21 protein-coding genes are annotated in these 23,764 nt (G+C 59.5%); 17 read left to right on the plus strand and 4 right to left on the minus strand.

Features of this window, described 5'->3' with window-relative positions:
• Positions 1 to 24 precede the first annotated feature (24 nt).
• The 4 genes from GMST_RS11600 to GMST_RS11615 all read left to right on the plus strand — a co-directional run bounded on the left by GMST_RS11600 (position 25) and on the right by GMST_RS11615 (position 5,505).
• A complete protein-coding gene (locus tag GMST_RS11600) occupies positions 25 to 1,200 on the plus strand; it encodes a thiolase family protein (RefSeq protein WP_183354820.1) in 1,176 nt (391 codons plus the stop codon).
• A gap of 86 nt (positions 1,201 to 1,286) precedes the next feature.
• Complete coding sequence (locus GMST_RS11605) at positions 1,287 to 3,065, plus strand: acyl-CoA dehydrogenase FadE (RefSeq protein WP_183354821.1); 1,779 nt, start codon at positions 1,287 to 1,289, stop codon at positions 3,063 to 3,065.
• 71 nt (positions 3,066 to 3,136) lie between these two features.
• A complete protein-coding gene (locus GMST_RS11610) occupies positions 3,137 to 4,063 on the plus strand; it encodes an MBL fold metallo-hydrolase (RefSeq protein ID WP_246399443.1) in 927 nt (308 codons plus the stop codon).
• Between the two features lie 134 nt (positions 4,064 to 4,197).
• Positions 4,198 to 5,505, plus strand: coding sequence for a response regulator (locus tag GMST_RS11615; RefSeq protein ID WP_183354823.1), 1,308 nt, complete (start codon positions 4,198 to 4,200; stop codon positions 5,503 to 5,505).
• Here GMST_RS11615 and GMST_RS11620 read toward each other — a convergent pair.
• Positions 5,478 to 5,909, minus strand: coding sequence for a MerR family transcriptional regulator (locus tag GMST_RS11620; RefSeq protein ID WP_183354824.1), 432 nt, complete (start codon positions 5,907 to 5,909; stop codon positions 5,478 to 5,480). The two genes, GMST_RS11615 and GMST_RS11620, sit on opposite strands and share 28 nt — an antisense overlap.
• Positions 5,910 to 6,131: 222 nt before the next feature.
• On the minus strand, positions 6,132 to 6,833 hold the full coding sequence (locus tag GMST_RS11625) for a GntR family transcriptional regulator (RefSeq protein WP_183354825.1): 702 nt from the start codon (positions 6,831 to 6,833) through the stop codon (positions 6,132 to 6,134).
• A 488-nt stretch (positions 6,834 to 7,321) separates the two neighbouring features.
• Here GMST_RS11625 and GMST_RS11630 point away from each other — a divergent pair, with 488 nt between their 5' ends.
• The 3 genes from GMST_RS11630 to GMST_RS11640 all read left to right on the plus strand — a co-directional run bounded on the left by GMST_RS11630 (position 7,322) and on the right by GMST_RS11640 (position 11,618).
• Positions 7,322 to 9,313 (plus strand): heterodisulfide reductase-related iron-sulfur binding cluster, encoded by a 1,992-nt coding sequence (locus tag GMST_RS11630; protein ID WP_183354826.1) that lies wholly within the window; start codon positions 7,322 to 7,324, stop codon positions 9,311 to 9,313.
• A gap of 306 nt (positions 9,314 to 9,619) precedes the next feature.
• A complete protein-coding gene (gene mutM / locus GMST_RS11635; protein ID WP_183354827.1) occupies positions 9,620 to 10,429 on the plus strand; it encodes a bifunctional DNA-formamidopyrimidine glycosylase/DNA-(apurinic or apyrimidinic site) lyase in 810 nt (269 codons plus the stop codon).
• Positions 10,430 to 10,550: 121 nt separating this feature from the next.
• Positions 10,551 to 11,618: an NADH:flavin oxidoreductase/NADH oxidase gene (locus tag GMST_RS11640; protein WP_183354828.1), complete on the plus strand. Its 1,068-nt coding sequence runs from the start codon at positions 10,551 to 10,553 to the stop codon at positions 11,616 to 11,618.
• A 5-nt stretch (positions 11,619 to 11,623) separates the two neighbouring features.
• Here GMST_RS11640 and GMST_RS11645 read toward each other — a convergent pair whose 3' ends face one another.
• Positions 11,624 to 11,980, minus strand: a complete 357-nt coding sequence (locus GMST_RS11645; protein WP_183354829.1) for a hypothetical protein — start codon at positions 11,978 to 11,980, stop codon at positions 11,624 to 11,626.
• Between the two features lie 150 nt (positions 11,981 to 12,130).
• Between GMST_RS11645 and GMST_RS11650 the strand changes: the two genes are divergently transcribed.
• Complete coding sequence (locus GMST_RS11650; RefSeq protein ID WP_183354830.1) at positions 12,131 to 12,805, plus strand: Bax inhibitor-1/YccA family protein; 675 nt, start codon at positions 12,131 to 12,133, stop codon at positions 12,803 to 12,805.
• Positions 12,806 to 12,879: 74 nt separating this feature from the next.
• Here the strand turns inward: GMST_RS11650 and GMST_RS11655 are convergent, their stop codons facing one another.
• A complete protein-coding gene (locus GMST_RS11655; protein WP_183354831.1) occupies positions 12,880 to 13,704 on the minus strand; it encodes a CvfB family protein in 825 nt (274 codons plus the stop codon).
• A gap of 279 nt (positions 13,705 to 13,983) precedes the next feature.
• Here GMST_RS11655 and GMST_RS11660 point away from each other — a divergent pair, with 279 nt between their 5' ends.
• The 9 genes from GMST_RS11660 (at position 13,984) to GMST_RS11705 (ending at position 23,717) form a co-directional block, all read left to right on the plus strand.
• Positions 13,984 to 17,295, plus strand: coding sequence for a PAS domain S-box protein (locus tag GMST_RS11660; protein WP_246399447.1), 3,312 nt, complete (start codon positions 13,984 to 13,986; stop codon positions 17,293 to 17,295).
• Positions 17,296 to 17,396: 101 nt separating this feature from the next.
• The gene (locus GMST_RS11665; RefSeq protein WP_183354833.1) at positions 17,397 to 18,116 is read left to right on the plus strand and encodes a creatininase family protein; all 720 of its coding nucleotides are present in this window, start codon (positions 17,397 to 17,399) and stop codon (positions 18,114 to 18,116) included.
• A gap of 730 nt (positions 18,117 to 18,846) precedes the next feature.
• The gene (locus tag GMST_RS11670; RefSeq protein WP_183354834.1) at positions 18,847 to 19,212 is read left to right on the plus strand and encodes a helix-turn-helix transcriptional regulator; all 366 of its coding nucleotides are present in this window, start codon (positions 18,847 to 18,849) and stop codon (positions 19,210 to 19,212) included.
• A 111-nt stretch (positions 19,213 to 19,323) separates the two neighbouring features.
• The gene (locus tag GMST_RS11675; RefSeq protein WP_183354835.1) at positions 19,324 to 19,521 is read left to right on the plus strand and encodes a hypothetical protein; all 198 of its coding nucleotides are present in this window, start codon (positions 19,324 to 19,326) and stop codon (positions 19,519 to 19,521) included.
• A 4-nt stretch (positions 19,522 to 19,525) separates the two neighbouring features.
• The gene (locus tag GMST_RS11680; RefSeq protein WP_183354836.1) at positions 19,526 to 20,026 is read left to right on the plus strand and encodes a hypothetical protein; all 501 of its coding nucleotides are present in this window, start codon (positions 19,526 to 19,528) and stop codon (positions 20,024 to 20,026) included.
• Between the two features lie 865 nt (positions 20,027 to 20,891).
• Positions 20,892 to 21,089 (plus strand): hypothetical protein, encoded by a 198-nt coding sequence (locus GMST_RS11690; protein ID WP_183354838.1) that lies wholly within the window; start codon positions 20,892 to 20,894, stop codon positions 21,087 to 21,089.
• Positions 21,090 to 21,093: 4 nt separating this feature from the next.
• A complete protein-coding gene (locus GMST_RS11695; protein WP_183354839.1) occupies positions 21,094 to 21,594 on the plus strand; it encodes a hypothetical protein in 501 nt (166 codons plus the stop codon).
• A gap of 506 nt (positions 21,595 to 22,100) precedes the next feature.
• Positions 22,101 to 23,321, plus strand: coding sequence for an MFS transporter (locus tag GMST_RS11700; protein WP_183354840.1), 1,221 nt, complete (start codon positions 22,101 to 22,103; stop codon positions 23,319 to 23,321).
• A 12-nt stretch (positions 23,322 to 23,333) separates the two neighbouring features.
• Positions 23,334 to 23,717, plus strand: coding sequence for a VOC family protein (locus GMST_RS11705; protein WP_183354841.1), 384 nt, complete (start codon positions 23,334 to 23,336; stop codon positions 23,715 to 23,717).
• Positions 23,718 to 23,764: the final 47 nt, after the last annotated feature.

The following is a 23,764-nucleotide window of genomic DNA, read 5'->3' on the forward strand; positions in this document are numbered from 1 at the left end:
CACGCTGTACTACCGGAGGAAGTCATGTCACAGGCAGCTTATATTCTGGCCGCATTCCGTACCGCCGGTACTAAGGCCAAAAAGGGAAAACTCAAGGATGTACGGCCGGACGATCTGGCCACTGCGGCCATCCGCGGTCTCTTGGAGCGCAGCGGCATCGACCCGGCCGGCATCGACGACGTCATCATGGGGTGCGCCTTTCCGGAAGCGGAACAGGGGATGAACGTCGCCAGGCTGGCCGCGCTCAAGGCCGGTATCCCCTACCAGGTCCCCGCCCAGACCATCAACCGCTTCTGCTCCTCGGGGTTGCAGTCGATCGCCTCGGCGGCCGATCGCATCATGGCGGGGTTTGCCGACTGCATCGTGGCAGGAGGCGCCGAGAGCATGACCATGATCCCCATGGGTGGCAACAAGTACAGCGCCAACCCCGGACTGGTCTCCTCCTGGCCCGAGTCCTACGCGTCGATGGGGATCACCGCAGAGCTGGTCGCTGCCAAGTACGGTATCTCCCGCGAGGACCAGGACGCCTTCGCCGCCGCAAGCCACCAGAAGGCGGCGCGGGCCTGGGCGGAAGGGCGCTTCGAGCCGGAGATCGTGCCGGTTGAGGCGGAGTCCTGCCAGATCGTCAAGGGAAAGCCGGTCTGCACCCGCGAGCAGGTGGTGCGTGACGACGGCCTGCGCGCCGACACTACTGCCGAGGTCCTCGCCCAGCTCAAACCGGCCTTCAAGGCCGACGGCACGGTAACGGCCGGCAATTCCTCGCAGATGACCGACGGCGCCGCCGCGGTGCTGGTGGTCTCCGAGGCGTTCCTGAAACGGACCGGAGCCGCGCCGCTGGCGCGCTTTTTGGGCTTTGCGGTACGCGGGGTGCCGCCGGAAATCATGGGTATCGGTCCCATCGAGGCGGTGCCAGCGGCGCTTAAGCTAGCTGGACTTAACCAGCAGGACCTGGGGCTCATCGAGCTGAACGAGGCCTTCGCCTGCCAGTCGCTCGCCTGCATCCGGGAACTGGGACTCGACCCCGAGCTCGTGAACGTGAACGGCGGCGCCATTGCGCTCGGGCACCCGCTGGGTTGCACCGGCGCTAAGCTCACCGCGACGCTCTTGCACCAGATGCAGCGCTCCCAGGTCCGTTACGGCTGCGTGACCATGTGCATCGGCGGCGGCATGGGCGCTGCCGGCATCTTCGAAAAGCTGTAGCGGTTGTATCGGTTCATGCCATGAAAGTGGGGATTGCCGCCCGAAGGGGCTCATGCAGTTGACAATGAAAATTCGCGAGGTGTGTCATGGCGAGCAGGATATTTAAAGGTGCGGAATTCCTTATTGGCGAGACTTCCAAGGACGACGTCTTCATCCCGGAGGACTTCAGCGACGAACAGCGCGAAATAGGGCGCACCACCGAGATGTTCGTGAACAACGAGGTAACCCCGCTACGCGAGGAGATCGAACATCAGCAGTTCGATCACGTGGTGCAGTTGATGAAAAAATGCGGCGAACTGGGGCTTTTGATGATCGACGCCCCGGAGGAGTACGGCGGGCTCGAGCTGGACAAGGCGACCAGCATGCTCGCCGCAGAAAAGATAGCGAGTGCCGGATCGTTTTCGGTCGCCTATTCGGCCCATACCGGCATCGGGACCTTGCCGCTGGTCTACTACGGAACCGCCGCTCAGAAAGAGAAATACCTGGAAAAGATCATCAGCGGGGAATGGATCGCCGCCTACTGCCTTACCGAGCCGGATTCCGGCAGTGACGCCCTGGGGGCCAAGGCGACCGCGACCCTTTCCGAGGACGGCAAATACTACCTCCTGAACGGCACCAAGCAGTTCACCACCAACGGCGCCATAGCGAACCTCTACACCATCTTCGCGAAGATCAACAAGGAGCACTTCACGGCGTTCCTGGTGGAGCGGACCACCGAGGGGCTGAGCGTCGGCCCGGAGGAGAAGAAGCTCGGCATCAAGGGCTCTTCCACCACCCAGATCATCCTCGACGACGCGAAGGTGCCGGTGGAAAACGTCCTGGGCGAGATCGGCAAGGGGCACAAGATCGCCTTCAACGTCCTCAACGTGGGGCGCTTCAAGCTGGGGGCCGCGGTGACCGGCGCCGCCAAGCGCGCCCTCGAGGTAGGGATCAAGTACGCCAACCTGCGCAAGCAGTTCTCCCAGCCGATCAGCTCCTTCGGGGCGATCCGCGAGAAGATCGCCGACCTCACGGCCGAGATCTTCGCCGCGGAATCCCTGGTGTACCGCCTGGCCGGCCTCATCGACGACCGCCTCGCCACCATCCCCAAGGAGACCCCCAACTACTACGACGCCTACCAGCGCGGCATCGAGGAGTACGCGATCGAATGCGCCATCGCCAAGGTCTTCTGCTCGGAAGTGCTGGCCCACGTGGCCGACGAGGTGGTCCAGATCCACGGCGGGTACGGCTTCATCCAGGAGTATCCTGCCGAGGGTTTCTACCGGGACGAAAGGATCAACCGGATCTTCGAGGGGACCAACGAGATCAACCGTTTGCTCATCCCCGGCATCCTGTTGGCCCGGGCCATGAAGGGTGAGATCCCCCTGCAGCGCGAGGCGATGAAGGCGTTCGAGTCTCTCATGACGCCGAGCTTCGAGGAGCTGGACGACAGCGTTCCCTACGCCGCCGAAAAGGCGCTGGTGGCGAACCTCAAACAGGCCTTCCTGGTCCTCTCCGGTGCCGCCGTGCAGAAATTCCAGGCGAAGGTCAAGGACGAACAGGAAGTCCTTCTGGCGGTCGCCGACGTAGCGATCAACATCTTCGCCCTGGAAAGCGCCGTGCTTAGGGCCGAGAAGATGCTGCCGAACCTCAGTGCGGCACGCCGGGCGGCTCTCGACGGTACCGTCAAGACCTTCGCCTTCACCGCGGCCGAGAAAACCGCCAGCGCGGCGCGCAAGGCCGCCTTCTACACCGCGGAGGGAGATACCCTCACCATGCTGCTTGCAGGAATCCGGCGCTTCACCAAGTACGACGCGGCCGGTCTGCTGCAGGCAAAACGCGAGGTCGCCGTGGCAGCCATCGCCGCCGAGAAATACCTCTTCTAGCAGCACCGTACAAAGGAGTGCCGCGCCTGCCGGCCTGGTCCGCTTTTTTCGTTATGAGACAACACACCGTAATGACGCCGTACATGGTCGGCGAGGTCCACTTCTATTCCACCGAGATTGACGGAGAACTGGTGCTCTTCGACACCGGCCCTCCGACCCCGGAAGGGCGCGCCGTCCTGGAGAGCGCGGTAGACCTGAAGCGGTTGCGCCATATCTTCGTCACGCACTGTCATGTCGATCACTACGGCCAGGCTGCCTATCTGGCAGAGCACAGCGACGCCGAGATCTACTTCCCGCGCCAGGATGTCCTTCGTCTGGAGAGGCTCAAGGAGTGGATCGCCGGGGTGCACCGGTTGCTGCGCGCGGCCGGCTTCCCCGAGGAGTACTGCGTCAGGCTCAAGCATCTCTTTTTGTCCCAGGACATGCTGGCGCCCACTCCGCGACGCTACCGTGTGGTGGAGGAGTCGGAGGTGCCGGCCCGGCTGGGAATTGAGGTGATCGCTTGTCCCGGGCACTCGCAGAGCGACCTCGTTTACCGCTACCAGGGCGAAGCGGTGACCGGGGACGTCCTGCTGCGCGAGATATTTCAGTCGCCCTCCCTCGACCTCGACGTGGAGACCTTCGACGGCCGCTTTCGTAACTACGAGGCCTATTGCGCGAGTCTCGTCAAGCTTGCTGCGCTGGAAGGGGAAAAGATCCTGCCGTCCCATCGTCAGTATCTCCCCAGCGTCAATGCGGCGTTGCTCTTCTACGTCAGGAAACTCATCGACAGGGCAGGGCAGGTAAAGCGCTATGCCGGGGTCGACCTGGTAAGTGAGGTGGTGCGGCAAATCTTCGGCCCTTCCTTGACGAACCCCTTCGTGATCTACCTGAAGGCCTCGGAGATCTACTTCATGCGGGATTTCCTGGCTGCGCCTCACCTTCTGCAACAGGCGCTTGAGACAGCTGACCTCTTTGGCCCGGTCGCCGATCTCTTTCATGGCGTGGTAGATGAATGACAGGTGCTCGGGAGCTGTAACAGGTTTAAGCCTGTAAGATTTTTTCCGATAAGTTCTGGAGCCGGAGAACGGTTTGTGGCACAATGGTCCGAGCTTTTTGAGCGGGGCCCGCGCCCTCGAGAGGGGAACTCAACATGGAAGCTTTGCCTGGCAGGCCAAGAGTACTGATCGTCGATGACGCACCTGAGAATGTCCAGTTGCTCACCGAGATGCTGCATGACGACTGTCAAACCGTCTCGGCATCCAACGGGCTGCAGGCCATCAAACTGGCAAACGACGACCCGGCGCCCGACGTCATCTTACTGGACATAATGATGCCGGGGATGAACGGGTACGAGGTCTGCACCCGCCTGAAAGCCGAGCCCAAGACCAGCGCCATTCCCATCATTTTCGTCACGGCCCTCACCGACAAGAACGAGGAACACAAGGGTCTCGAACTGGGCGGCGCCGATTTCATCACCCGCCCCTTCAACTCGAGGCTGGTTAGGACGCGGATCCGCTACCAGCTGGAAATCAAGCGTTTCCGGGCGCTCCACGAGCCGGTTCCGGGTGGCAAGGTCCTACCGCACACCACCATCCAGCTCGAGCTGGCCGAGCGCAGACGCCTCGACGAGGAGAGCGCTGCGCTGAACCTCGAGCTGGAAGCGTTACTGAGTGCCGCGCGCACCGAACGGGACCACCTGGCCAGGCAGCACGATGAGGACCTGCGTCAACTGGAAGAGTTGGGCCGGCTTTGCGAACGCCGCACGAGGGATCTGGGCCTGGTGCAACGAGAGCTGGAGAGCTTCAGCTACTCCATTTCGCACGATTTGAGAGCACCGCTTCGGCACCTGCTGGGGTTCAGCAGCGCGCTCGTCGAAGATTACGGCCCGCAGCTGGACGCCACCGCTCAAAGCTACCTTGGCTGCATCACCAAGGCCGGTCATCGGCTCGAACAGCAGGTAGAGGCTCTGACCCTCCTTTCCCGCATCGCACGCCAGCCCCTCAATCCGGTTACCGTCGATCTGAGTCGCGCGGTTCGCGAGATTGCAGCGGGGCTTGCCGAGCGCTCACCCGGTCGCCAGGTGGAGTGGAGTATCGAGGAAGGCGTTGAAGGGGAGGGCGACGGAAACCTCCTGAAAGTTGTGCTCGAGCACCTGCTGGGTAACGCCCATAAATTCACCGGAAAACTCTCCCAGGCGAAGATCGAGTTCGGCAGGGGGGTGTACCAGGGAAGGGACGTTATTTTCGTGCGGGACAACGGTGCGGGTTTCGACATGCGGTTTGCTGAACGGCTCTTCGGGGTTTTCCAAAGGATGCACAAGGAGGGGGAATTCGAGGGGATCGGCATCGGGCTGGCCACGGTCCAGAGGATCCTGCACCGGCACGGCGGCGCAATCTGGGCCGAGGCTGCAGTCGACGGCGGCGCGACGTTCTACTTCACGCTGCCGACATCCGGCTGATTTCCAGGGGGGAAGCCGTTCGGGTAGGCGTCGAGGATGCGCTGCCGGTAGGCAACGATGTCCTTTTCCAGTGATTGAAGCTGCGCGACCTTGTGCCGGATGCCCGCCAGATGGAACTCGAGTAGTTCGACGAGACGCGGCATGATCTTGTCGGGCTCGCGGTGCTCTTTGTAGATCTGGGCCAGTTCCTGCATTTCCGCCAGCGAAAGCCCGAGTTCCTTGACCTTCAGAATGAACTTGAACCTCAGCACGTCGTCCTGGTCGTAGACCCTGATCCCGCCATCCGTGCGCCGCGGCGGATCCACCAACCCCATCTGTTCATACAGCCTGATGGTACGGGCGGTAATCCCCAGCTTCTTCGCCAGATCACTGATCTGCAGGCAATCCTGAGCATTCAGTCTCATACTTCACCTCTGCGTTAACTACTGATATACGCGCCGGCGTCACCACTGTCAAGACTTGCATTGAGCCCTGACTATGAGTAGCGCTGTGACTGTGGATGCAGGAGTTTCGGTGCGGTAAGAAGAACAGGGATGAGGGAAGGGGTGCAGCTGTCATCGGAACATGATCAGCGTAAAGAGGGCGCTGACTGCGTGGAGTGTGGCCAGGGAGCGCGAAGCCTGAAGTCAAAACGATACTGCGGGATTTCCAGATTCGGCAGCATGACGCTTGAAGGTTTCCAGTCTCTGCTGCATGCCGGTACGGGTTATTGCTTCAGCGGCGTCTGCGTCCCGCACGGTGGTCGCCTGAAGCAGCGCCCGGTAAAACTCGCGCGCCTCGCGGCGATACTCCTCCCTGGCGAAGAACTCCCCCCTGAGTTTGAAATAGAGATCCGCGAAGCTGTTCATGATGAGGGGGTAGATCTTGTTGCCCGACCAGATTGCCATATTGAGGTGCAGCTCCCAGTCGTAGCGCGAAATGGCGCCCGCGCCGTTACTGAGTCTCTTCGAGCGCAGCAGATGTTCCTGAAGCTGTTCCGGCGCATTTTGCACGGCGCGACGGGCGTAGTCGGGGGCGAACTGCAGGCGCAACTCGAGAAGGTGTGAGGCGAGATCGGGGGGGAAATGCTCGCTATTCCTGATGATAGAAGAGAGGAGCTCCAGGTCCCCCTGTGACCAGAAGTTGTTGACGATGGTGGCATGGCGCTGCTGTACCGAAATCCAGCCGGATTTCTGTAGCTTCAGCAGTGCCTCGCGGACCGTGGCCCGGCTCACCGAAAACTGGGCTGCCAGGTCGCGCTCACTGGCCAGATGGCTGCCGGGCTGGGGTTCCCCTTTCAAAAGCGCGTCCACCAGAGCCTTCTCCACGACCTCATAAGACTTTTTCATCGGGATCCTCATCAAAATGTGGTGCACGAGCCGGAAGGTGTACCGCTGCACGCGCTTCAGAAGGTTGCTGGCGGCGTGTTGTGCTAAATTATAAAACATAGTTCTGCAAAAGTGTAAATCTTTTTTTGCTTGGAATCCGCAGAGTGATGCTATTTCCTTATTGCCAGCACCCGCATACCCAGTACGGTTGCGCCCCGAAAGACAACTTTTCCCGGGGTAGGGTAGCGGCACTGCCGTGCTTCTGCTTCCGGTTCTCCGGTGCAGGCCGCACCTCGGTCACAGCCTCCTGTTAACAAGGTTTTATTTGCGAGCGAGTGCCGAGCGTTCGAAAACGACCCCTCTGGCGCTGGAAGGGCGTGCAGCCGTCTCACTGTCTTAACCTGTCGGACAAACAGCAAAATGTCTGGTAGAATTGGTCCGGCGTTGACTTAATGCTTGACGTGCAGGTTAAACATACCTATACACGTGAAAAACAATGAGGTGATGTAATGGAAGCAACCCGAGAAATATACTGGAATGTCGGCCACGGTGTTGTCCTTCCTATGTATCTCTTCACTGCAATCTGTTTTGCCATCTTCGGCTACGGCTTTTACAAGCGTCTCCCCATGTACCGACTGGGAAAGCCGCTCAACCGTCTCGATAAACTCCCTGCAAGAATCTATCTCTACCTGCGCGGCGTCTTCACTCAGTCAAAGGTGCTGCGCATTCCCGAGCCCGGCACGTACCACGGCCTCTTTTTCTGGGGTTTTCTGCTTCTCTTTATAGGCACGCTGCTGATCATGGTCCAGGCCGATTTCAGCGATCCGCTCCTGGGGCTCCGGTTTCTCAAGGGGATCTTCTACAAGGGGTACTCACTGGTCCTCGATATCGCCGGGATCGTCGCGATCATCATGCTGGCGGGACTTGCCGTGCGGCGTTTTGTCAACCCGCCGGAAGGGCTTGAGACCATCGTCGACGACTACCTGATCCACGTGCTGCTCTTTGCTATCCTGGTGACCGGTTTCTTCATCGAGGCTGCGCGCATGGCGGTCACCGAGGTACAGGTGACCCCCCACCTTGCCCGGTTCTCGCCCATTGGTCTGTCCTTGACCGGCCTCTTCGCCGGTCAGTCGGCGGCGACCGTGGAGCAGACGCACCGGATCCTTTGGTGGGTGCATTTTTTCCTGGCCATCGGCTTCATCGCTGCCATTCCCTTCACCAAGTTGCGCCACATCTTCACCACCTCAACCAACTATCTGCTGGTCGATATGAGGACCAAGGGGAGCATCGCCACCCTCGACCTGGAGGACGAGAACGCCGAGCAGTTCGGGGTCGCCAAGGTGACCGATCTCGCCTGGAAGGACGTTTTCGATGCCGATGCCTGCACCACCTGCAAGCGCTGCCAGGACCGCTGCCCCGCATACGCCACCGGAAAGCCGCTCTCGCCCATGAAGGTCATCCAGCAGATCGGGCACATGGCCCAGACCGACCCCTCCGGAAGCCTGGTCCAGGAGGTGACCGAGGAGGTGCTGTGGGACTGCACCACCTGCCGCGCCTGCCAGGACATCTGCCCGGCCGATATCGAGCACGTCAACAAGATCCTGGACATGCGGCGCAGCCTGAGCCTCATGGACGGTGCCTTCCCGGGCGACGAGGTGCGCACCGCCATCAACCACATCGAGGTGAACGGCAACCCCTTCGGATCCGCCTTCGCCACCCGCGGCGACTGGACCGCCGGCCTCGACGTCAAGATCATGGCCGAGGACCGCGACGTGGACGTGCTCTACTTCGTCGGCTGCTACGCCTCCTTCGACAAGAGAAACCGCAACGTGGCCCGCAACTTCGTCTCCATCCTGAACGCCGCCGGGATCAAGGTCGGCATCTTGGGTAAAGAGGAGAAGTGCTGCGGCGAACCGCCGCGTAAGCTCGGTAACGAATACCTCTACCAGAGCACGGCCAACGAGAACCTGGAGCGGATCCGGCACTACGGCGTCAAGCGGATCGTCACCACCTGTCCGCACTGCTACAACACCCTGATGCGCGACTACCGCGACCTGGGGCTCGAGGACGAGTTCAGCGTGGAACACCACTCCACGCTGATTCAGGAGCTCCTGGCCCAAAAACGGATAGCTCTCAAGCCGGAGCCCTTCCTCTTCACCTATCACGACTCCTGCTATATCGGGCGCTACATGGACATCTTCGATCAGCCGCGCAGCGTTTTGGAGTCGTGTGGGGGGAGCATCGCCGAGATGGAGGCGGCCCGCAAGGACAGCTTCTGCTGCGGTGCCGGCGGCGGCAGAATTCTCGCGGAGGAAAAGATCGGTACCCGCATCAACGTGACGCGGGTCAAAATGGCTCAAGAGGCGGGCGCGCCACTGCTCGTTTCCAACTGCCCGTTCTGCCTCACCATGTTCGAAGACGGCATCAAGACCGGCGGGATGGAAGGCGAGATGACCTCGCGCGACCTCGCCGAGATCGTTGCCGAACGGCTTGTCTCGTAGCGGCCCTTTGTGGCGGAAATTTACCGGAGGTGACCTATGAGTTCGAATGATGTCTGCAGCTGCGGAGCGAAGCACACCGGGCACATCTGTATGTTGAAGAGCAAGGGCCTTAACGAGGAAGTGGCGCATCTGACAGAACATCCGACCGTTGCCTGCTTCACCTGTGGCGTCGAGGCCAACTCGTCGGACAATGTTTGTATGCCGGTTCCCCTTGACTAACCTGGTCGTGATGGTTAGGTTCCTGCTGACCGTGGTTCCCTGTTCCGATTCATCCAGCAGCACCTGTGAGGTTCGAAGGAGTAGTTGATGCCCGAATTACCGGAGGTAGAAGTAACCCGCCTCGGCATTACCCCGCATGTCGTCGGCACGTCGGTTGCCGGTGTCCTGGTACACAGCCCCAAACTCCGCGCCATGGTTCCGCCTGAACTCGCAGGCCTGCTCACCGGGCAGCACATCGATTCCGTGCAGCGCCGCGGCAAGTATCTCATCTTCACCTGCCGGGTCGGGTCGCTGCTGCTGCACCTCGGCATGACCGGCCACCTGCGCATCCTCCCCGGAGAACGCACCCCGGGCCCTCACGACCATCTCGACATCCTGCTGAGCTCCGGCGTCATCCTGCGCCTGAACGACGTGCGCCGCTTCGGCTCCATCCACTGGACGACTGCCAATCCCCTGCAGCACGAGCTCCTCTCCGGCATCGGTCCGGAACCGCTCACCGAGGCTTTCACGGGACGCTATCTCTTCGAGAGGACCCGGGGGCGCCGCGTTGCCGTCCAGCGGTTCATCATGGATGCCTCGGTGGTAGCCGGGGTTGGCAACATCTACGCGGCTGAATCCCTGTTTCGCTGCGGTCTGCTCCCGACAACCCTGGCCCGAGAGCTTAGCGAGGCCGACTGCGAGCTCCTGGTCCGGTGCATCAAGGAGACCCTCGCGACCTCCATTGCCACGGGGCGCTCCATGGATTTCGCCCGGGAAGAGAAGAAGCTTGCCTACTTCCCGCAGCAGCTGTACGTCTACGACCGCGCCGGCAAGCCCTGCCGGCGCTGCGGCAACACTATCGAGCGGGGACGGCTGGGCACACGTTCCACCTTTTTCTGTCCCGTCTGCCAGCGCTAAACGGCTCTACCGCCGCCGGTCCGCACCGGACGGGTTTCGGGCGCACCTGTGGTCTTTATGTTCTGGAAACGATGGCGCGGCGGTTACCGGGGAGACCCAGCCTGCCGCTTCAGGAGGATTTATGAGTCGCTTGTTCAGTCCGCTCACGCTGCGCGAAGTAACCTTTAAAAACCGCATCTTCGTCTCGCCGATGTGCCAATACTCCAGCAAAAACGGCATGCCCGGGAACTGGCACCTGGTTCACCTGGGAAGCCGCGCGGTGGGCGGGGCGGCCCTGGTGATGGTCGAAGCGAGTGCCGTCACCCCGCAGGGGCGGATCAGCCCGGACGACAGCGGGATCTGGAGCAGCGAGCATGCCGCAGCCTTTGCGCCGATCGCGGCCTTCATCAAGGAGCAGGGTGCGGTCCCGGCGATCCAGTTGGCCCATGCTGGGCGCAAGGCGTCGACGGATCTCCCCTGGAATGGGGGCGGGCCGCTGGATGCCAAACACCGCGGCTGGCAGCCCATAGCGCCGAGCCCCATCCCCTTCGCGCCGGGGCACCCGGTCCCCCAGGAGGCCACGGCGCAGGACCTGGAGAACATCCTGGGGCAGTTCGCGCTGGCGGCGCGGCGCAGCGCCGAGGCGGGCTTCGAGGTGGCGGAAATCCACATGGCGCACGGCTACCTGCTGCACGAATTCCTCTCGCCGCTCACCAACCTGCGCAGCGATGAACTGGGCGGCAGCCTGGAGAACCGGATGCGCTTTCCTTTGCGGGTCGCCAAGGTGGTGCGGGATACCTGGCCGGAGCACCTACCTGTCTTCGTCAGGATTTCCGCCTCTGATTGGGTGGAAGGGGGGTGGGGGCTGGAAGATTCGCTGGAACTGGCCCGGCAGTTAAAGAAACTCGGCATCGACTTGATCGATTGCTCCAGCGCGGGGCTGGTGCCCGATGCCAAGCTTCCGGTCGGACCGGGCTTCCAGACGCCGTTTGCCAGCGCGATCCGCAAGAAAACCGGGATCGCGACAGGCGCCGTGGGGCTTATCACCGATCCGGCCCAGGCTGAGCAGATCGTTGCTACCGGTTTGGCGGACGCCGTTTTTCTGGCGCGCCAGCTGTTGCGGGACCCGTACTGGCCGCTGCACGCGGCCAAGGCGCTCAACGCAGACCTGCCTTGGCCGGTACAGTACGACCGGGCGAAAAAAGGGTAGGGGGGCTAGTCTGCGGCGGCCACGTGGATCGCCACCAGAACTGCCGCGGCGCCAGCCCACCAGATCCACCGGTAATCGCCGAAGTGGACATCGACGAACTCCTGGAAGGTGAGGCCGTTGTGGGTCTTGCGGGGACGCTCCGATTCTCCCACCGGCGCGGCGCGGGGCTCGTTGGCAGCCAGCACCGTCGCCTTCTGGAGCGCTACCGGGATCGAGAGATCCACTTCCCGTGCCGGCTGATCCGTGCTAGTCTGAGCGACAGCGACAGGCGACGGCTCTTTCAGCGCCGCCAGTTCCTGGGCACCTACGGCAGCGGGCCAGAAGGACATGAGACAGAGCAGGACTATGAATCTCTTGAACATGGGGTTCCCTCCTCGTGACAGTTTGAGTGTAGATTGCGAGTAAGCGGTGAAATGAGTTAAATCGATGAGGTACTGCTGCTGGGCGCCGTACGAGTATAGCAGTGTTTATTTGCGAGTAAACCTTCATAAAGAATTATCAAAGGAGTGAGTATGGAAAGGTATCAAACGAGATATGGCACGGTCGTCAACGTGCAAAGTGGCGTCATGCGCGGCGTCTACGGCTGGATGGGGGGCGGGCTGGCATTGACGGCCTTTGCCGCGATGTATGTCGCCTCGTCGCCGGCCCTGTTGCAGGCGATCCTTGGGAACAGGATCCTCTTGTACGCGCTTCTTTTCGGTGAGTTGGGGCTGGTGGTTGCCGTCAGTGCCGCCATCAACCGGATGAGCACCGCCACCGCGAGTTTCCTCTTCTTGCTGTACGCCGCGCTCAACGGCGTCACCATGTCGACCATCTTCGTGGTCTACACCTCCACCTCGATCGCCTCGACGTTTCTGGTGACTGCGGGGATGTTCGGCGCCATGAGCCTCTACGGCGCGCTCACCAAAAGCGATCTCTCCTCGTGGGGAAGCTTCCTGTTCATGGGGTTGATAGGCGTGGTCATCGCGTCGCTGGTGAACATCTTCCTGCACAGCCCGATGATCTCCTGGGTGCTCAGCGTGTGCGGTGTCATCGTGTTCACCGGGCTCACCGCCTACGACACCCAGCGCATCAAGAGCCAGGGCTACACCGGCCCCAAGGGCGCCATCCTGGGAGCGCTGACCCTCTACCTCGATTTCATCAACATGTTCCTGAGCCTTCTGCGCCTCTTCGGAGACCGCAGGTAGGCGGCAGCAGTACCAGGATAAAAAAAGGCCGGCTGGAGATTTCCAGTCGGCCTTTTTTGTTACGGGCAAAAACTTTAACGGAGCTTGATTCCGTCGGGAAGGATCTCGATCACCCCTTCTTTGTAGAGGTTGCCGATGGCGGTCTTGAAGGTCTTTTTGCTCATGCGGAAAAGCTCGGCGATCCGCTCGGGCGAACTCTTGTCGCCGACCGCCAGGAAGCCGCCGTTTTCCCGCAAGGTGCTCAGCACCACATCTTTACCAGCGGCCAATTCCTGGGTACCACCCTTGCGCAGGGTCAGGTCGATCTTGCCGTCTTCCCGGACCTTGGCCACGTATCCCTTGGTTTTGTCACCCACCCGGTAACGGCCGAACAGTTCGCTCTTGAAGAGCAGCCCGGGGTAGCGCCCGTTGATGATAACCTTCGCACCGAGGTCGCTGAACTCGTAGATCTGCACCTCGACCTCGTCTCCGGACTTGAGCCCCTTGGCCCGGGGTTCGAGAAACTTGGAGATCTTTGCCGAAGCGGCGATGCGCTCGGAACCATCCAGGTAGACCCGGACCAGGTGCGTCTCGCCGACCTGCATCGGGCGTGTCTGCTCGCTGTAGGGGACCAGCAGATCCTTTTCCAGCCCCCAATCCAGAAACGCCCCCACGGCGTTGGTGTCCTTAACGCTCAACAGCGCAAAATCGCCGACTTGCGCTTTCGGCTTCAGCGTCGTGGCAATCAGGCGATCTTCGGAGTCGAGGTAGACGAACGCCTGGATCTCGGCTCCAGGGTAAACCCCGTCGGGTACGTACTTCGCCGGCATCAGGATCTCGCCGTATTCCGAGGCGAGGTAGATGCCGATCGAGCTCAACTTCTTCACTACCATGTGGTTCACTTTTCCTACTTCAAGCATGCGCGGTTTTTCTCCAGTTACCCCTGGTGTCACCGAGGGTTGGTAAGATACATCCTACTTCAGTTCAGATACTATTTTGGCGAAAAGCAATAAGAAAATCGGATTTATCTTACCGATTATTATCCCCTTTTACAAATCCTATTTGTGGTACAGTAGCCGTTATTCCAGCTTTTGCAACCTCACTCGCCCTTTTTAAGAGTGAGCATGTACTAATCATAAAGGTTGTGCCGGGAGCCAACATTGGCTTTTGTCAGTCTTAAAACAAAAATAACAGTGGCCGTGTCGGTCCTGGCGGCCGTGCTGTTGTCACTGCTGGCGCTCTCGGCACAGGTATATTTCGGGAACCAGGTCACAGCGCTCATCTCAAATCAGCAGAACACCTTGCTGACGGCGCTGGCGGACCAGATCGACGATAAACTCAACGCCACGAAAACAGAGGTGCGCGGCGCTGCGAGCCACCTCGGTCCGCTGCTCGCCCAGCACTCAGAGGGCCTTGTCGCGTTCTTCGCCGAGCGTCCGGATACCCTCGCCATGTTCAACAACGGCCTGTTCCTGTTCTCCCCGGCGGGCCGCCTCATCTACGCCTCGTCACCAGAAGCCGAGCTCTCCGGCCGGGACTTCTCGCAGGACGAGTTTTTCAGACAGGCCAGCTCCGCGCGCAAACCGCTTATTTCCGAGCCGTTTTTCTCCGCACAGCGCCACCGTCACCCGATCATCATGGTAACAGCGCCCGTCCTTGACTCGCACGGGGCACTCCTTGGCGTGCTCGCAGGGAGCCTCGATCTTACCAGAAACAACTTTCTCACCACCTTGGCCTCGATCCGTTTGGGACAGCACGGCTACCTCTACCTCTTCAACCAGCAACGCACCATGATCGTGCATCCCAACAAGGAGCGGGTTCTCAGCAGGGACGTGCGCCCCGGCGCAAACCACCTCTTCGACCGCGCCCTCAACGGATTCGAGGGGACCGGAACGACGGTGACCTCCCGCAACGAGAAGGTTATCAGCGGCTTCAAACGCCTCAAGACCACCGACTGGGTCCTGGCTAGCCATGTCCCCTGGTCCGAATCAGGCGCCATTGCCCAGGGTGCGCGACGCTACCTTCTCTGGGCCTTGCTGGTTATCTTTTTGATCACCTTCCTCGTGGTGTGGGTGTCGATGAAGCATCTCACCGCGCCGCTGCTCTGTTTTATCCGGCAGGTCCGGGAGATGAGCGGCGGCAAGGAGGGGCGCTCCCGGGTCCAGATCCAGACCGGTGATGAGATCGGGGTCCTGGCGGATGCCTTCAATCAACTGCTCAGTGAACTGGATGCGCAGAATACGGCCATCAAAAAGCAGCTCGACTTCTCCCAGATGCTCATCGACTGCATCCCGATCCCGGTTTTCTATCAGGATGTGGCAGGGCGCTACCTGGGGTGCAACAAGGCCTTCGAGGAGGTGGTCGGGGTAACGAAACGCGAACTGGTCGGCAGGAGCATGATCGATCCCGCGCTCCCGCAACTGCAGGTTTTTGCGGAAACCGTGGATAGTGCGATCGACCGCACCGAAATCAGGGAAACCGAAACGCTCTATGCAGACGGCCGGCGCCGCAGCGTCATCATGTACCAAACGGCCTTCCCCGCTGCAGACGGCAGCCAAGGGGGCGTTATCGCCGCCTTGCTGGACATCACCGAGCTTAAGGTGGCCCAGGACGCTCACGGCCAGGCGATGCGCAAGTTGCAGTTGATCCTGGACGCCGCAGGCGAGGGGATCTACGGCATCGACCTGGCCGGCTACGTAACCTTTGCCAATCCTGCCGCCCTGAAGATGGTGGGATGGCAGCAGGAGGATCTCCTCGGCAAGCACCACTCGGTGCTGCATCACGCCTCGGGCTCTGAGCCCTTTTGCGTCGCCTCCGGTTGTCCGATGCACCAGGCACTCAACGACGGCCTCACCCGCCAGGTGACCGACTACTCCTTCTGGCACCAGGACGGCACCAGCTTCCCCGTGGAATACGTCAGCACCCCGATCCTGGAGAACGGGACTCTGGTCGGCGCCGTGGTCATTTTCAAGGACACGACCGAGCGCAAGCAAACCGAGGCGCAGTTGACCAGACTGTCGCAGGCGGTGATGCAGAGTCCGGTGCCGATCGTCATCACCGATACCTCCGGAAACGTTGAATTCGTCAACCCCATGTTCAGTAAGCTGAGCGGTTACCTGCCGGAGGAGATTCTCGGGGGATATACGACCAGGTTGCGCTCTGGCAAGACGCGACTTGAGGTGTACCAGAGCCTTTGGAGCACCATTACCGCAGGGAGCGTGTGGGCCGGCGATCTGCAGAACAGGCACAAGGATGGGGACCTTTACTGGGTGCACTGCACGATCTCTCCGATCCGGGATCGCGCCGGAGCCATCACGCACTACATGGCCTTCATGGAGAGCATGACCGAGCGCAAGCAACTCGAAGAGCAGTTGCGCCAGGCCCAGAAAATGGAGGCGATCGGCCAGCTGGCAGGTGGCGTGGCCCACGATTTCAACAACATCCTCACCGTCATCATGGGATTTGGCCAGCTGCTGCAGCACTCCTTAAGCGGCGACCCAGCCAACACCGCGAACCTGAAACAGATTCTGGATGCCGCCAACCGTGCTTCCCACCTGACCAGCAGCCTGCTCGCCTTCAGCCGGAAGCAGGTCATGCTGCTCCAGTTGGTGGAACTGAACGACCTTACCCGCAACCACACCAGGTTCTTGTCGCGGATCATCGGGGAGGATGTCAAACTCGAGACCGTGTTGAGCCCCGAAAACCTGGGCATCAACGCCGATGCCGGCCAGATCGAGCAGGTATTGATGAACCTGGCGACCAATGCCAGGGATGCCATGCCCAACGGCGGCAGCCTGCGCATCGCGACCGAGGCGGTGTACCTGGACCAGGAATTCTGCCGCCAGCACGGCTACGGCGTGGTCGGGCGCTACGCCCTCCTCAGTATCAGCGACACCGGCACCGGCATGGACGCCGAGATGCAGCAGAAGATCTTCGAGCCGTTTTATACCACGAAGCCGTCCGGGCGCGGCACGGGTCTCGGGTTATCCATCGTCTACGGGATCATCAAGCAGCACGGCGGCTACATCACCATCGAAAGCACCTGCGGCATCGGCACCACCTTCAGGATCTACCTGCCGCTGACCGGATCCGGGGCAGGGGAGAGGGCCGGCCAGAGCGCTGCTGACGCGCCTCGAGGTGGCAAAGAGACTATTCTTGTGGTCGAAGACGATGCCATGGTGCGCAACATGGTGGACTCGGTGTTGCGCAGTTATGGATATAGCGTGGTTCTGGCCGAGAACGGTGAGGAGGCGCTGAGCATCTTCGAAACCAGGTGGCAGGAGATCTCCCTGGCGCTTCTGGATGTCGTGATGCCCGGGATGAATGGAAGACAGGTTTGTGAAGCGCTAAGAGCTTTGGCGCCACAGCTGAAAGTTCTCTTTTTGACAGGCTACACGGCAGATGTTATTAAGGACAGGGGCATATTGGTAGACGGGATCGACCTGATACCTAAACCCGCCCAATCTGACGTGCTGGCCAAGAAGATCCGCGACATGCTGGATGCCCGCTGAGGCCAGGACGCACCCTGGCAGTGACGCCCCGCATCCCATCCCCGCCGTAGGTCCAGGCCCCGCCAGCACGCCCGAATCTCATTAAAATTGGAGGTTCTCCGATGATCATCGAAGAGATGACCATGCCCGAGTTCGAAGCCGGTCTCAAGAGCTGCGCGACAGCCTATATCCCGTTCGGCTCGGTCGAAGAGCACGGTAGCCATCTGCCGCTGTCGACCGATACCATCGAGGCCTACGAGGTTGGCAAACGCGCAGCACGGCAGATTCCGCTCTTCGTCGCGCCTCCAATTCATTACGGTTCCTGCCGGTCCACGGCGTGTCATCCGGGAACTATCAGCATCAGTACCGGAACACTTAAGGCGTTGCTCAAGGACATCGTACGTTCGCTGCACTCGCACGGCCTCGAGAACTTCGTGGTCTTGACCGGCCATGCCGGCGGCTCGCACCGTATGGCCCTCCAGGACGCCGGCGAAGAACTGCTTCTGGAACTTTCGGGAATCAACATCGCTGTCGTCACTGAGTTCGATCTGGCCAAGGACCTCGGAGCTCACCTGATAGAAACCCGCGGCGACGCCCATGCCGGCGAGATCGAGACTTCGCGCATCATGCACTCCCATCCGCACCTGGTGAAAGGGACGGCTCCCGAGGAGTACCCTCGCTTCCCGACCGGAATCCTGGTCCGTGACAAGAGAAGTTTCTGGCCCGGAGGTGTCTGGGGCAACCCGGCCAAGGCCAGCGCGGAAAAAGGCGAAAAACTGGAAAGCCTGGTGGCCGATCGCGTTGTTGAGCTGGTAAAGGCACTGGAAAGCCGGCGTTGGTAATTTAGGGTCGGATTGCCTAAAAAAGCGGCTTCCAAATTTGCCCTTTAAATGGGACTTTTTGCCGCGGGCCAGGGGTAGGTATGGGCCATTTTTCCCGCCCGTGGCTTTTCTTGAATCATTCTGGATTTTTTGGCGATTCGACTGCGCCGACGGCTGCTCAAGTCAAAGACCATGGTGAAGGAGGGGGACGACGTCATCGTTGCCTGTTTCTATGATGAGAACTTCCTCGGCCTGTCCAAGCGATCGTGATATTTCCCACGCGGGATGGAGGGGCAGTGATCCGCCTGGCCGTGGCCATGTTTTTTTCAGGCGCTCACAGTGCTGGCCTAGTGCAGGGAGAGGGCAAACCACTCAACGATCGAAATCTTTCCTTTGGGCGTCGCTATAGTTTTTATTTGGTCTGCCGTCCCCATGCTTCTTGGTAACTGCCGTATCTGGAATGCCCCAGACCTTATACTTGACATAATATATCTTATGGGACGTAAATAGTCTCTCCAAGGGGAGGGGCAATTTACCGCTAGGGGAACCTGTGCGCCTTGATCGGCACGGGATCCCCTTTCTGCGTTCTGCGAATCGGGTAGCCCCCGTTCTGTAACACGGGGGCAATTTACGTCAATGATACTCCCTGAGACTCTGTGATACTGATTGACACTGAACCTTGAACCTGATACCCCTAGCTCCAACGGTCAATGAGACCGATTGATACTGGCTGAGACTGGAGAAGAAAAACATGGCAAGGACTATCAAGAAGAAAACCAAGCGAGTGAACCGGACCCCTGACGAGTTGATGCAAGCTCAGTATGAGAAGTCGCAGGCTCGTACTGCTGCTGAAGAGGACGGCTACCTTGATGGGCTGGTTTCCCCTCAGGAAACAAAGGCGTCTGTACCGGTAGCGGCTCCCTCTGCCCCTGCTGGTCTGGTTCCCCTTCTGCTGACCGCTGAGCAAGTCTGTCAAATGCTCGGCGTCTCGCGTGCTCACTTCTTCCGTCTCAAAAAAGCGGGTTCTGTTCCCCCCGCTGTCAGTCTTGGCGGTCTTGTACGCTATCGCCGCGAAGATATTGAGGAATTTGTAAGACAACTAGAGCCTAGTCCATAGGCAAGGCCATTGTCGCAGGGCCGAGCGCCTCTGGGCGCGCACGTCGGCCCGGGTTTGCGACGGCTTTGGCCCTTTGCCTGTGGGCATGGCGGCTCACTAGGAGAAAAACCAATGAAAGCAATGAATTCTGAACTTCCTTCATCCGCCCGGTGTCTGGATCGCCGGCTTACGGTGCGCCTTGACGGTGATCGGTTCGCCGCTCTCGAGCGGATCGCTCAGACTGAGGGCTTTAACGCCTCGGTGATAGTCCGTCACCTTGTCTATCGCTTCATCGCCGAGAAACAGCGCTACAGCGCGGTAAGGGGGTAGCGGCATGGGCACTAGAAGCCAAGCAGTCTCCCCTATTCCGTCGAGCTTTGCGGCACCGGACGTTAACCGGCTGCTGTATGACCTCAACAGCGTGTTCAACCCGCTTCACCCTGGCTGCGAGGTCAGTTTTCAGGTGTCAGCAGTCCGGGAGGGTTACGTTTTCCTGTCCGTGGCGCTCCCTGAGGGTCTTACAAGGGCCTATATCGCCCTGCTTGAGTCCATGACCCTCATGCTGCGTAGCGTTGACGTTAAAGCGCGTTCTGCTGCCGCACAGTCAAAGGTCTGCGACCTCTCGGTACAGGAGCGCAACATACAACGCGTTGCCGATTTCGAGGCCAAGGCTGTAGCTCACTATGATCGCTTCATCGCCAAGGGGTGTGACTCGGCGGAAGCTGTCAGGCTGACCAACGCTGCGCTTAAGAGCGAGGGCGAATCTCTCGCCTACTACCAGTGGGTAAAGGACGCCATACGCAAGGCTGGCCGGTTCCGGAAGCATCGCAGGTAATGGGCCAGGGCCGGGGCTCTGCCTCGGTCTTGGCACGATTCCACTGAAAGGGGGGTGACTACCTGGAAAACCTGTGTTACACGTCCGACAAACTGAACCTTTGTCAGACGGACCACCTGTGACGCTAGGGGGATGGGGATGGATTATGCTAAGCATCCGGTTTAATTACATAAACTATATCTTATGGGACGTAAATAGTCTCTCCAAGGGGAGGGGCAATTTACCGCTAGGGGAACCTGTGCGCCTTGATCGGCACGGGATCCCCTTTCTGCGTTCTGCGAATCGGGTAGCCCCCGTTCTGTAACACGGGGGCAATTCCCCGTAATGATACTCCCTGAGACTCTGTGATACTGATTGATACTGAACCTTGAACCTGATACCCCTAGCTCCAACGGTCAATGAGACCGATTGATACTGGCTGAGACTGGAGAAGAAAAACATGGTAAGGACTACCAAGAAGAAAACCAAGCGAGTGAACCGGACCCCTGACGAGTTGATGCAAGCTCAGTATGAGAAGTCGCAGGCTCGTACTGCTGCTGAAGAGGACGGCTACCTTGATGGGCTGGTTTCCCCTCAGGAAACAAAGGCGTCTGTACCGGTAGCGGCTCCCTCTGNGCTCGGCGTCTCGCGTGCTCACTTCTTCCGTCTCAAAAAAGCGGGTTCTGTTCCCCCCGCTGTCAGTCTTGGCGGTCTTGTACGCTATCGCCGCGAAGATATTGAGGAATTTGTAAGACAACTAGAGCCTAGTCCATAGGCAAGGCCATTGTCGCAGGGCCAAGCGCCTCGGGGCGCGCACGTTGGCCCGGGTTTGCGACGGCTTTGGCCCTTTGCCTGTGGGCATGGCGGCTCACTAGGAGAAAAACCAATGAAAGCAATTAATTCTGAACTTCCTTCATCCGCCCGGTGTCTGGATCGCCGGCTTACGGTGCGTCTTGATGGTGATCGGTTCGCCGCTCTTGAGCGGATCGCTCAGACTGAGGGCTTCAACGCCTCGGTGATCGTCCGTCACCTGGTCTATCGCTTCATCGCCGAGAAACAGCGCTACAGCGCGGTAAGGGGGTAGCGGCATGGGCACCAGAAGCCAAGCTGTCTCCCCTATTCCGTCGAGCTTTGCGGCACCGGACGTTAACCGGCTGCTGTATGACCTCAACAGCGTGTTCAACCCGCTCCACCCTGGCTGCGAGGTCAGTTTTCAGGTGTCAGCAGTCCGGGAGGGTTACGTTTTCCTGTCCGTGGCGCTCCCTGAGGGTCTTACAAGGGCCTATATCGCCCTGCTTGAGTCCATGACCCTCATGCTGCGTAGCGTTGACGTTAAAGCGCGTTCTGCTGCCGCACAGTCAAAGGTCTGCGACCTCTCGGTACAGGAGCGAAACATACAGCGCGTTGCCGACTTCGAGGCCAAGGCTGTAGCTCACTATGATCGCTTCATCGCCAAGGGGTGTGACTCGGCGGAAGCTGTCAGGCTGACCAACGCTGCGCTTAAGAGCGAGGGCGAATCTCTCGCCTACTACCAGTGGGTAAAGGACGCCATACGCAAGGCTGGCCGGTTCCGGAAGCATCGCAAGTAATGGGCCAGGGCCGGGGCTCTGCCTCGGTCTTGGCACGATTCCACTGAAAGGGGGTGACTACCTGGAAAACCTGTGTTACACGTCCGACAAACTGAACCTTTGTCAGACAGACCACCTGTGACGCTAGGGGGATGGGGATGGATTATGCTAAGCATCCGGTTTAATTACATAAACTATATCTTATGGGACGTAAAGGTTGACAGAGGAAGGGGCGTGCAGGAATTACTGAAGGGTGCGGATATCTCCTTTACACTGTGACCCGGGCCGTGCCATTATCGAAGGTCCGGCACTCACCTCAGGAGACCTTGGAACATTCAGCAGAGTCCGCAGCTCTTCTGGTGCAGTTGCCAACGTGTCACAGTGCATTCACTTGAAATTAACTCTCGAGCCGTTCAGGTTCAGGTTGTTCATACTCCAGATAGACATCACGAAACCTGCGTTGTGGTTGTTGCGCGCGCTATTCGAGATCCCCTACTTGGTAATTCAATCCAACTTCCGGTGCAATGATGAAAAGACTTCTCGGCAGACTCGATCCTGGCGCAATCAGCTCGGAGCAGCGCCCCATGCTCCGCTTCCTGGTGATCCTTACCGCGGCCTCCACTATCGGCCTCCAGGGGTACACCATCCTCTTTAACAACTTTGCCGCAGAAATGGTGCATCTCGATGGCAGCAAAGTCGGCATTATCCAGTCGATACGGGAAGTTCCAGGACTTCTCACCCTGCTTCTGGTATTTGTCCTGCTCCTGGTGCGCGAGCACAAGCTGGCTGCTCTTTCCGTGGCGCTCCTGGGTCTGGGAACCGGCATCACCGGCCTGTTTCCCAGTTACGGATGGCTTATCTTTACCACAATCTTGATGAGCTTTGGCTTTCACTACTATGAAAGCACCAACCAGTCCCTTACCCTGCAGTATTTCTCTACGGCGGTCTCCCCTCTCATCTTTGGCAGATTGCGGGCGCTTGGGGCAATTTCAAGCGTTGCGGCAGGTTTGCTGGTCTATGTACTTGGTGCGTTTGCACAATATCGAGAGATGTACCTGGTCATAGGATGCCTTGTACTTGCTGCCGGATTATGGGGACTCTTCCAGAATCCCACCCACGCCAGCGTCATCCCGCAACGCAAAAAGATGATCCTACGCAGGAAATATACCCTTTTCTACCTGCTCACCTTTTTGTCGGGTGCCCGCCGGCAGATATTTGTCGTCTTCTCCATTCTCCTTCTGGTGCAAGTTTTCCACTTCTCGGTCCGCGACATGACGCTGCTTTTTGTGGTAAACAACATCGTGGGGTACATCCTCAACTCGATGATAGGCAAAGCCATCAACCGCTTCGGAGAGCGTTTCATCTCCTCCATCGAGTACACCGGCGTCATCGTTATTTTCCTGGTCTACGCCTTCAGCACCTCGAAAAACATGGTGATGTTCATGTACATTCTGGACAATATCCTCTATAACTTCGACGTTTCCATCCGGACTTATTTCCAGAAAGTTGCCGATCCTGCCGATATCGCCTCGTCCATGTCCGTCGGATTCACCATAAATCACATCGCGGCTGTGTTTCTTCCGGCCCTGGGCGGCTACTTCTGGATGATCGACTACCGCATCCCCTTTGTTGCCGGAAGTCTCCTCGGTGTCGTATCCTTGATTACAGCTCAGTGGATGCGCGTTCCTCAGAAAAACATCACCCAGGAAGATGTTGCAGAACTTGACCTAGCTCCAGAACCCGACTGACAGGAGGCTCCCATGTTCAAAAGGATCGACCACATAGAGATTATCCCCAGTGATTTCGACAAATCCCTCGCCTTCTACACCGACGTCCTCGGCTTTGTCGTCAAACAGCGCATCCCGGTGAACCATGCGCCAATGGAGGAAATTGCCTATCTGAAGCTGGGAGATACGGTGTTGGAGCTGATGCGGGTGCCGACGGCCGCCTGTGCCACCACCGAACCCTGGAGCGTAGGGTACCGCATGATGGCACTTCAGGTGGAGAACATGGCAGAGGCGTTGGAACACCTGGAGGTGCAGGGCGTTCCGGTGACCTGGGGTCCCATCGACCTCGGCGACTCCATCCGGGCCGAGATCAGGGATATCGATGGATTGTCGATCGAACTGAGACAGTGGAAGTAAGGCGGGGACTAGTGACATTTTGCGGGGTTCGACCGCACAAGATAATC

Source organism: Geomonas silvestris, assembly GCF_014193515.1.
Taxonomy (GTDB): domain Bacteria; phylum Desulfobacterota; class Desulfuromonadia; order Geobacterales; family Geobacteraceae; genus Geomonas; species Geomonas silvestris.

Excerpts from the sequence above, each read along its gene's own strand:
- GMST_RS11675 (WP_183354835.1), top strand. The coding sequence starts at position 19,324 with ATGAAAGCAATGAATTCTGAACTTCCTTCATCCGCCCGGTGTCTGGAT.
- GMST_RS11655 (WP_183354831.1), bottom strand. The coding sequence starts at position 13,704 with ATGCTTGAAGTAGGAAAAGTGAACCACATGGTAGTGAAGAAGTTGAGC.
- GMST_RS11665 (WP_183354833.1), top strand. The coding sequence starts at position 17,397 with ATGATCATCGAAGAGATGACCATGCCCGAGTTCGAAGCCGGTCTCAAG.
- GMST_RS11600 (WP_183354820.1), top strand. The coding sequence starts at position 25 with ATGTCACAGGCAGCTTATATTCTGGCCGCATTCCGTACCGCCGGTACT.
- GMST_RS11670 (WP_183354834.1), top strand. The coding sequence starts at position 18,847 with ATGGCAAGGACTATCAAGAAGAAAACCAAGCGAGTGAACCGGACCCCT.
- GMST_RS11625 (WP_183354825.1), bottom strand. The coding sequence starts at position 6,833 with ATGAAAAAGTCTTATGAGGTCGTGGAGAAGGCTCTGGTGGACGCGCTT.
- GMST_RS11620 (WP_183354824.1), bottom strand. The coding sequence starts at position 5,909 with ATGAGACTGAATGCTCAGGATTGCCTGCAGATCAGTGATCTGGCGAAG.
- GMST_RS11630 (WP_183354826.1), top strand. The coding sequence starts at position 7,322 with ATGGAAGCAACCCGAGAAATATACTGGAATGTCGGCCACGGTGTTGTC.
- GMST_RS11610 (WP_246399443.1), top strand. The coding sequence starts at position 3,137 with ATGACGCCGTACATGGTCGGCGAGGTCCACTTCTATTCCACCGAGATT.
- GMST_RS11615 (WP_183354823.1), top strand. The coding sequence starts at position 4,198 with ATGGAAGCTTTGCCTGGCAGGCCAAGAGTACTGATCGTCGATGACGCA.
- GMST_RS11645 (WP_183354829.1), bottom strand. The coding sequence starts at position 11,980 with ATGTTCAAGAGATTCATAGTCCTGCTCTGTCTCATGTCCTTCTGGCCC.
- GMST_RS11700 (WP_183354840.1), top strand. The coding sequence starts at position 22,101 with ATGAAAAGACTTCTCGGCAGACTCGATCCTGGCGCAATCAGCTCGGAG.
- mutM (WP_183354827.1), top strand. The coding sequence starts at position 9,620 with ATGCCCGAATTACCGGAGGTAGAAGTAACCCGCCTCGGCATTACCCCG.
- GMST_RS11690 (WP_183354838.1), top strand. The coding sequence starts at position 20,892 with ATGAAAGCAATTAATTCTGAACTTCCTTCATCCGCCCGGTGTCTGGAT.
- GMST_RS11650 (WP_183354830.1), top strand. The coding sequence starts at position 12,131 with ATGGAAAGGTATCAAACGAGATATGGCACGGTCGTCAACGTGCAAAGT.
- GMST_RS11605 (WP_183354821.1), top strand. The coding sequence starts at position 1,287 with ATGGCGAGCAGGATATTTAAAGGTGCGGAATTCCTTATTGGCGAGACT.
- GMST_RS11680 (WP_183354836.1), top strand. The coding sequence starts at position 19,526 with ATGGGCACTAGAAGCCAAGCAGTCTCCCCTATTCCGTCGAGCTTTGCG.
- GMST_RS11640 (WP_183354828.1), top strand. The coding sequence starts at position 10,551 with ATGAGTCGCTTGTTCAGTCCGCTCACGCTGCGCGAAGTAACCTTTAAA.
- GMST_RS11705 (WP_183354841.1), top strand. The coding sequence starts at position 23,334 with ATGTTCAAAAGGATCGACCACATAGAGATTATCCCCAGTGATTTCGAC.
- GMST_RS11695 (WP_183354839.1), top strand. The coding sequence starts at position 21,094 with ATGGGCACCAGAAGCCAAGCTGTCTCCCCTATTCCGTCGAGCTTTGCG.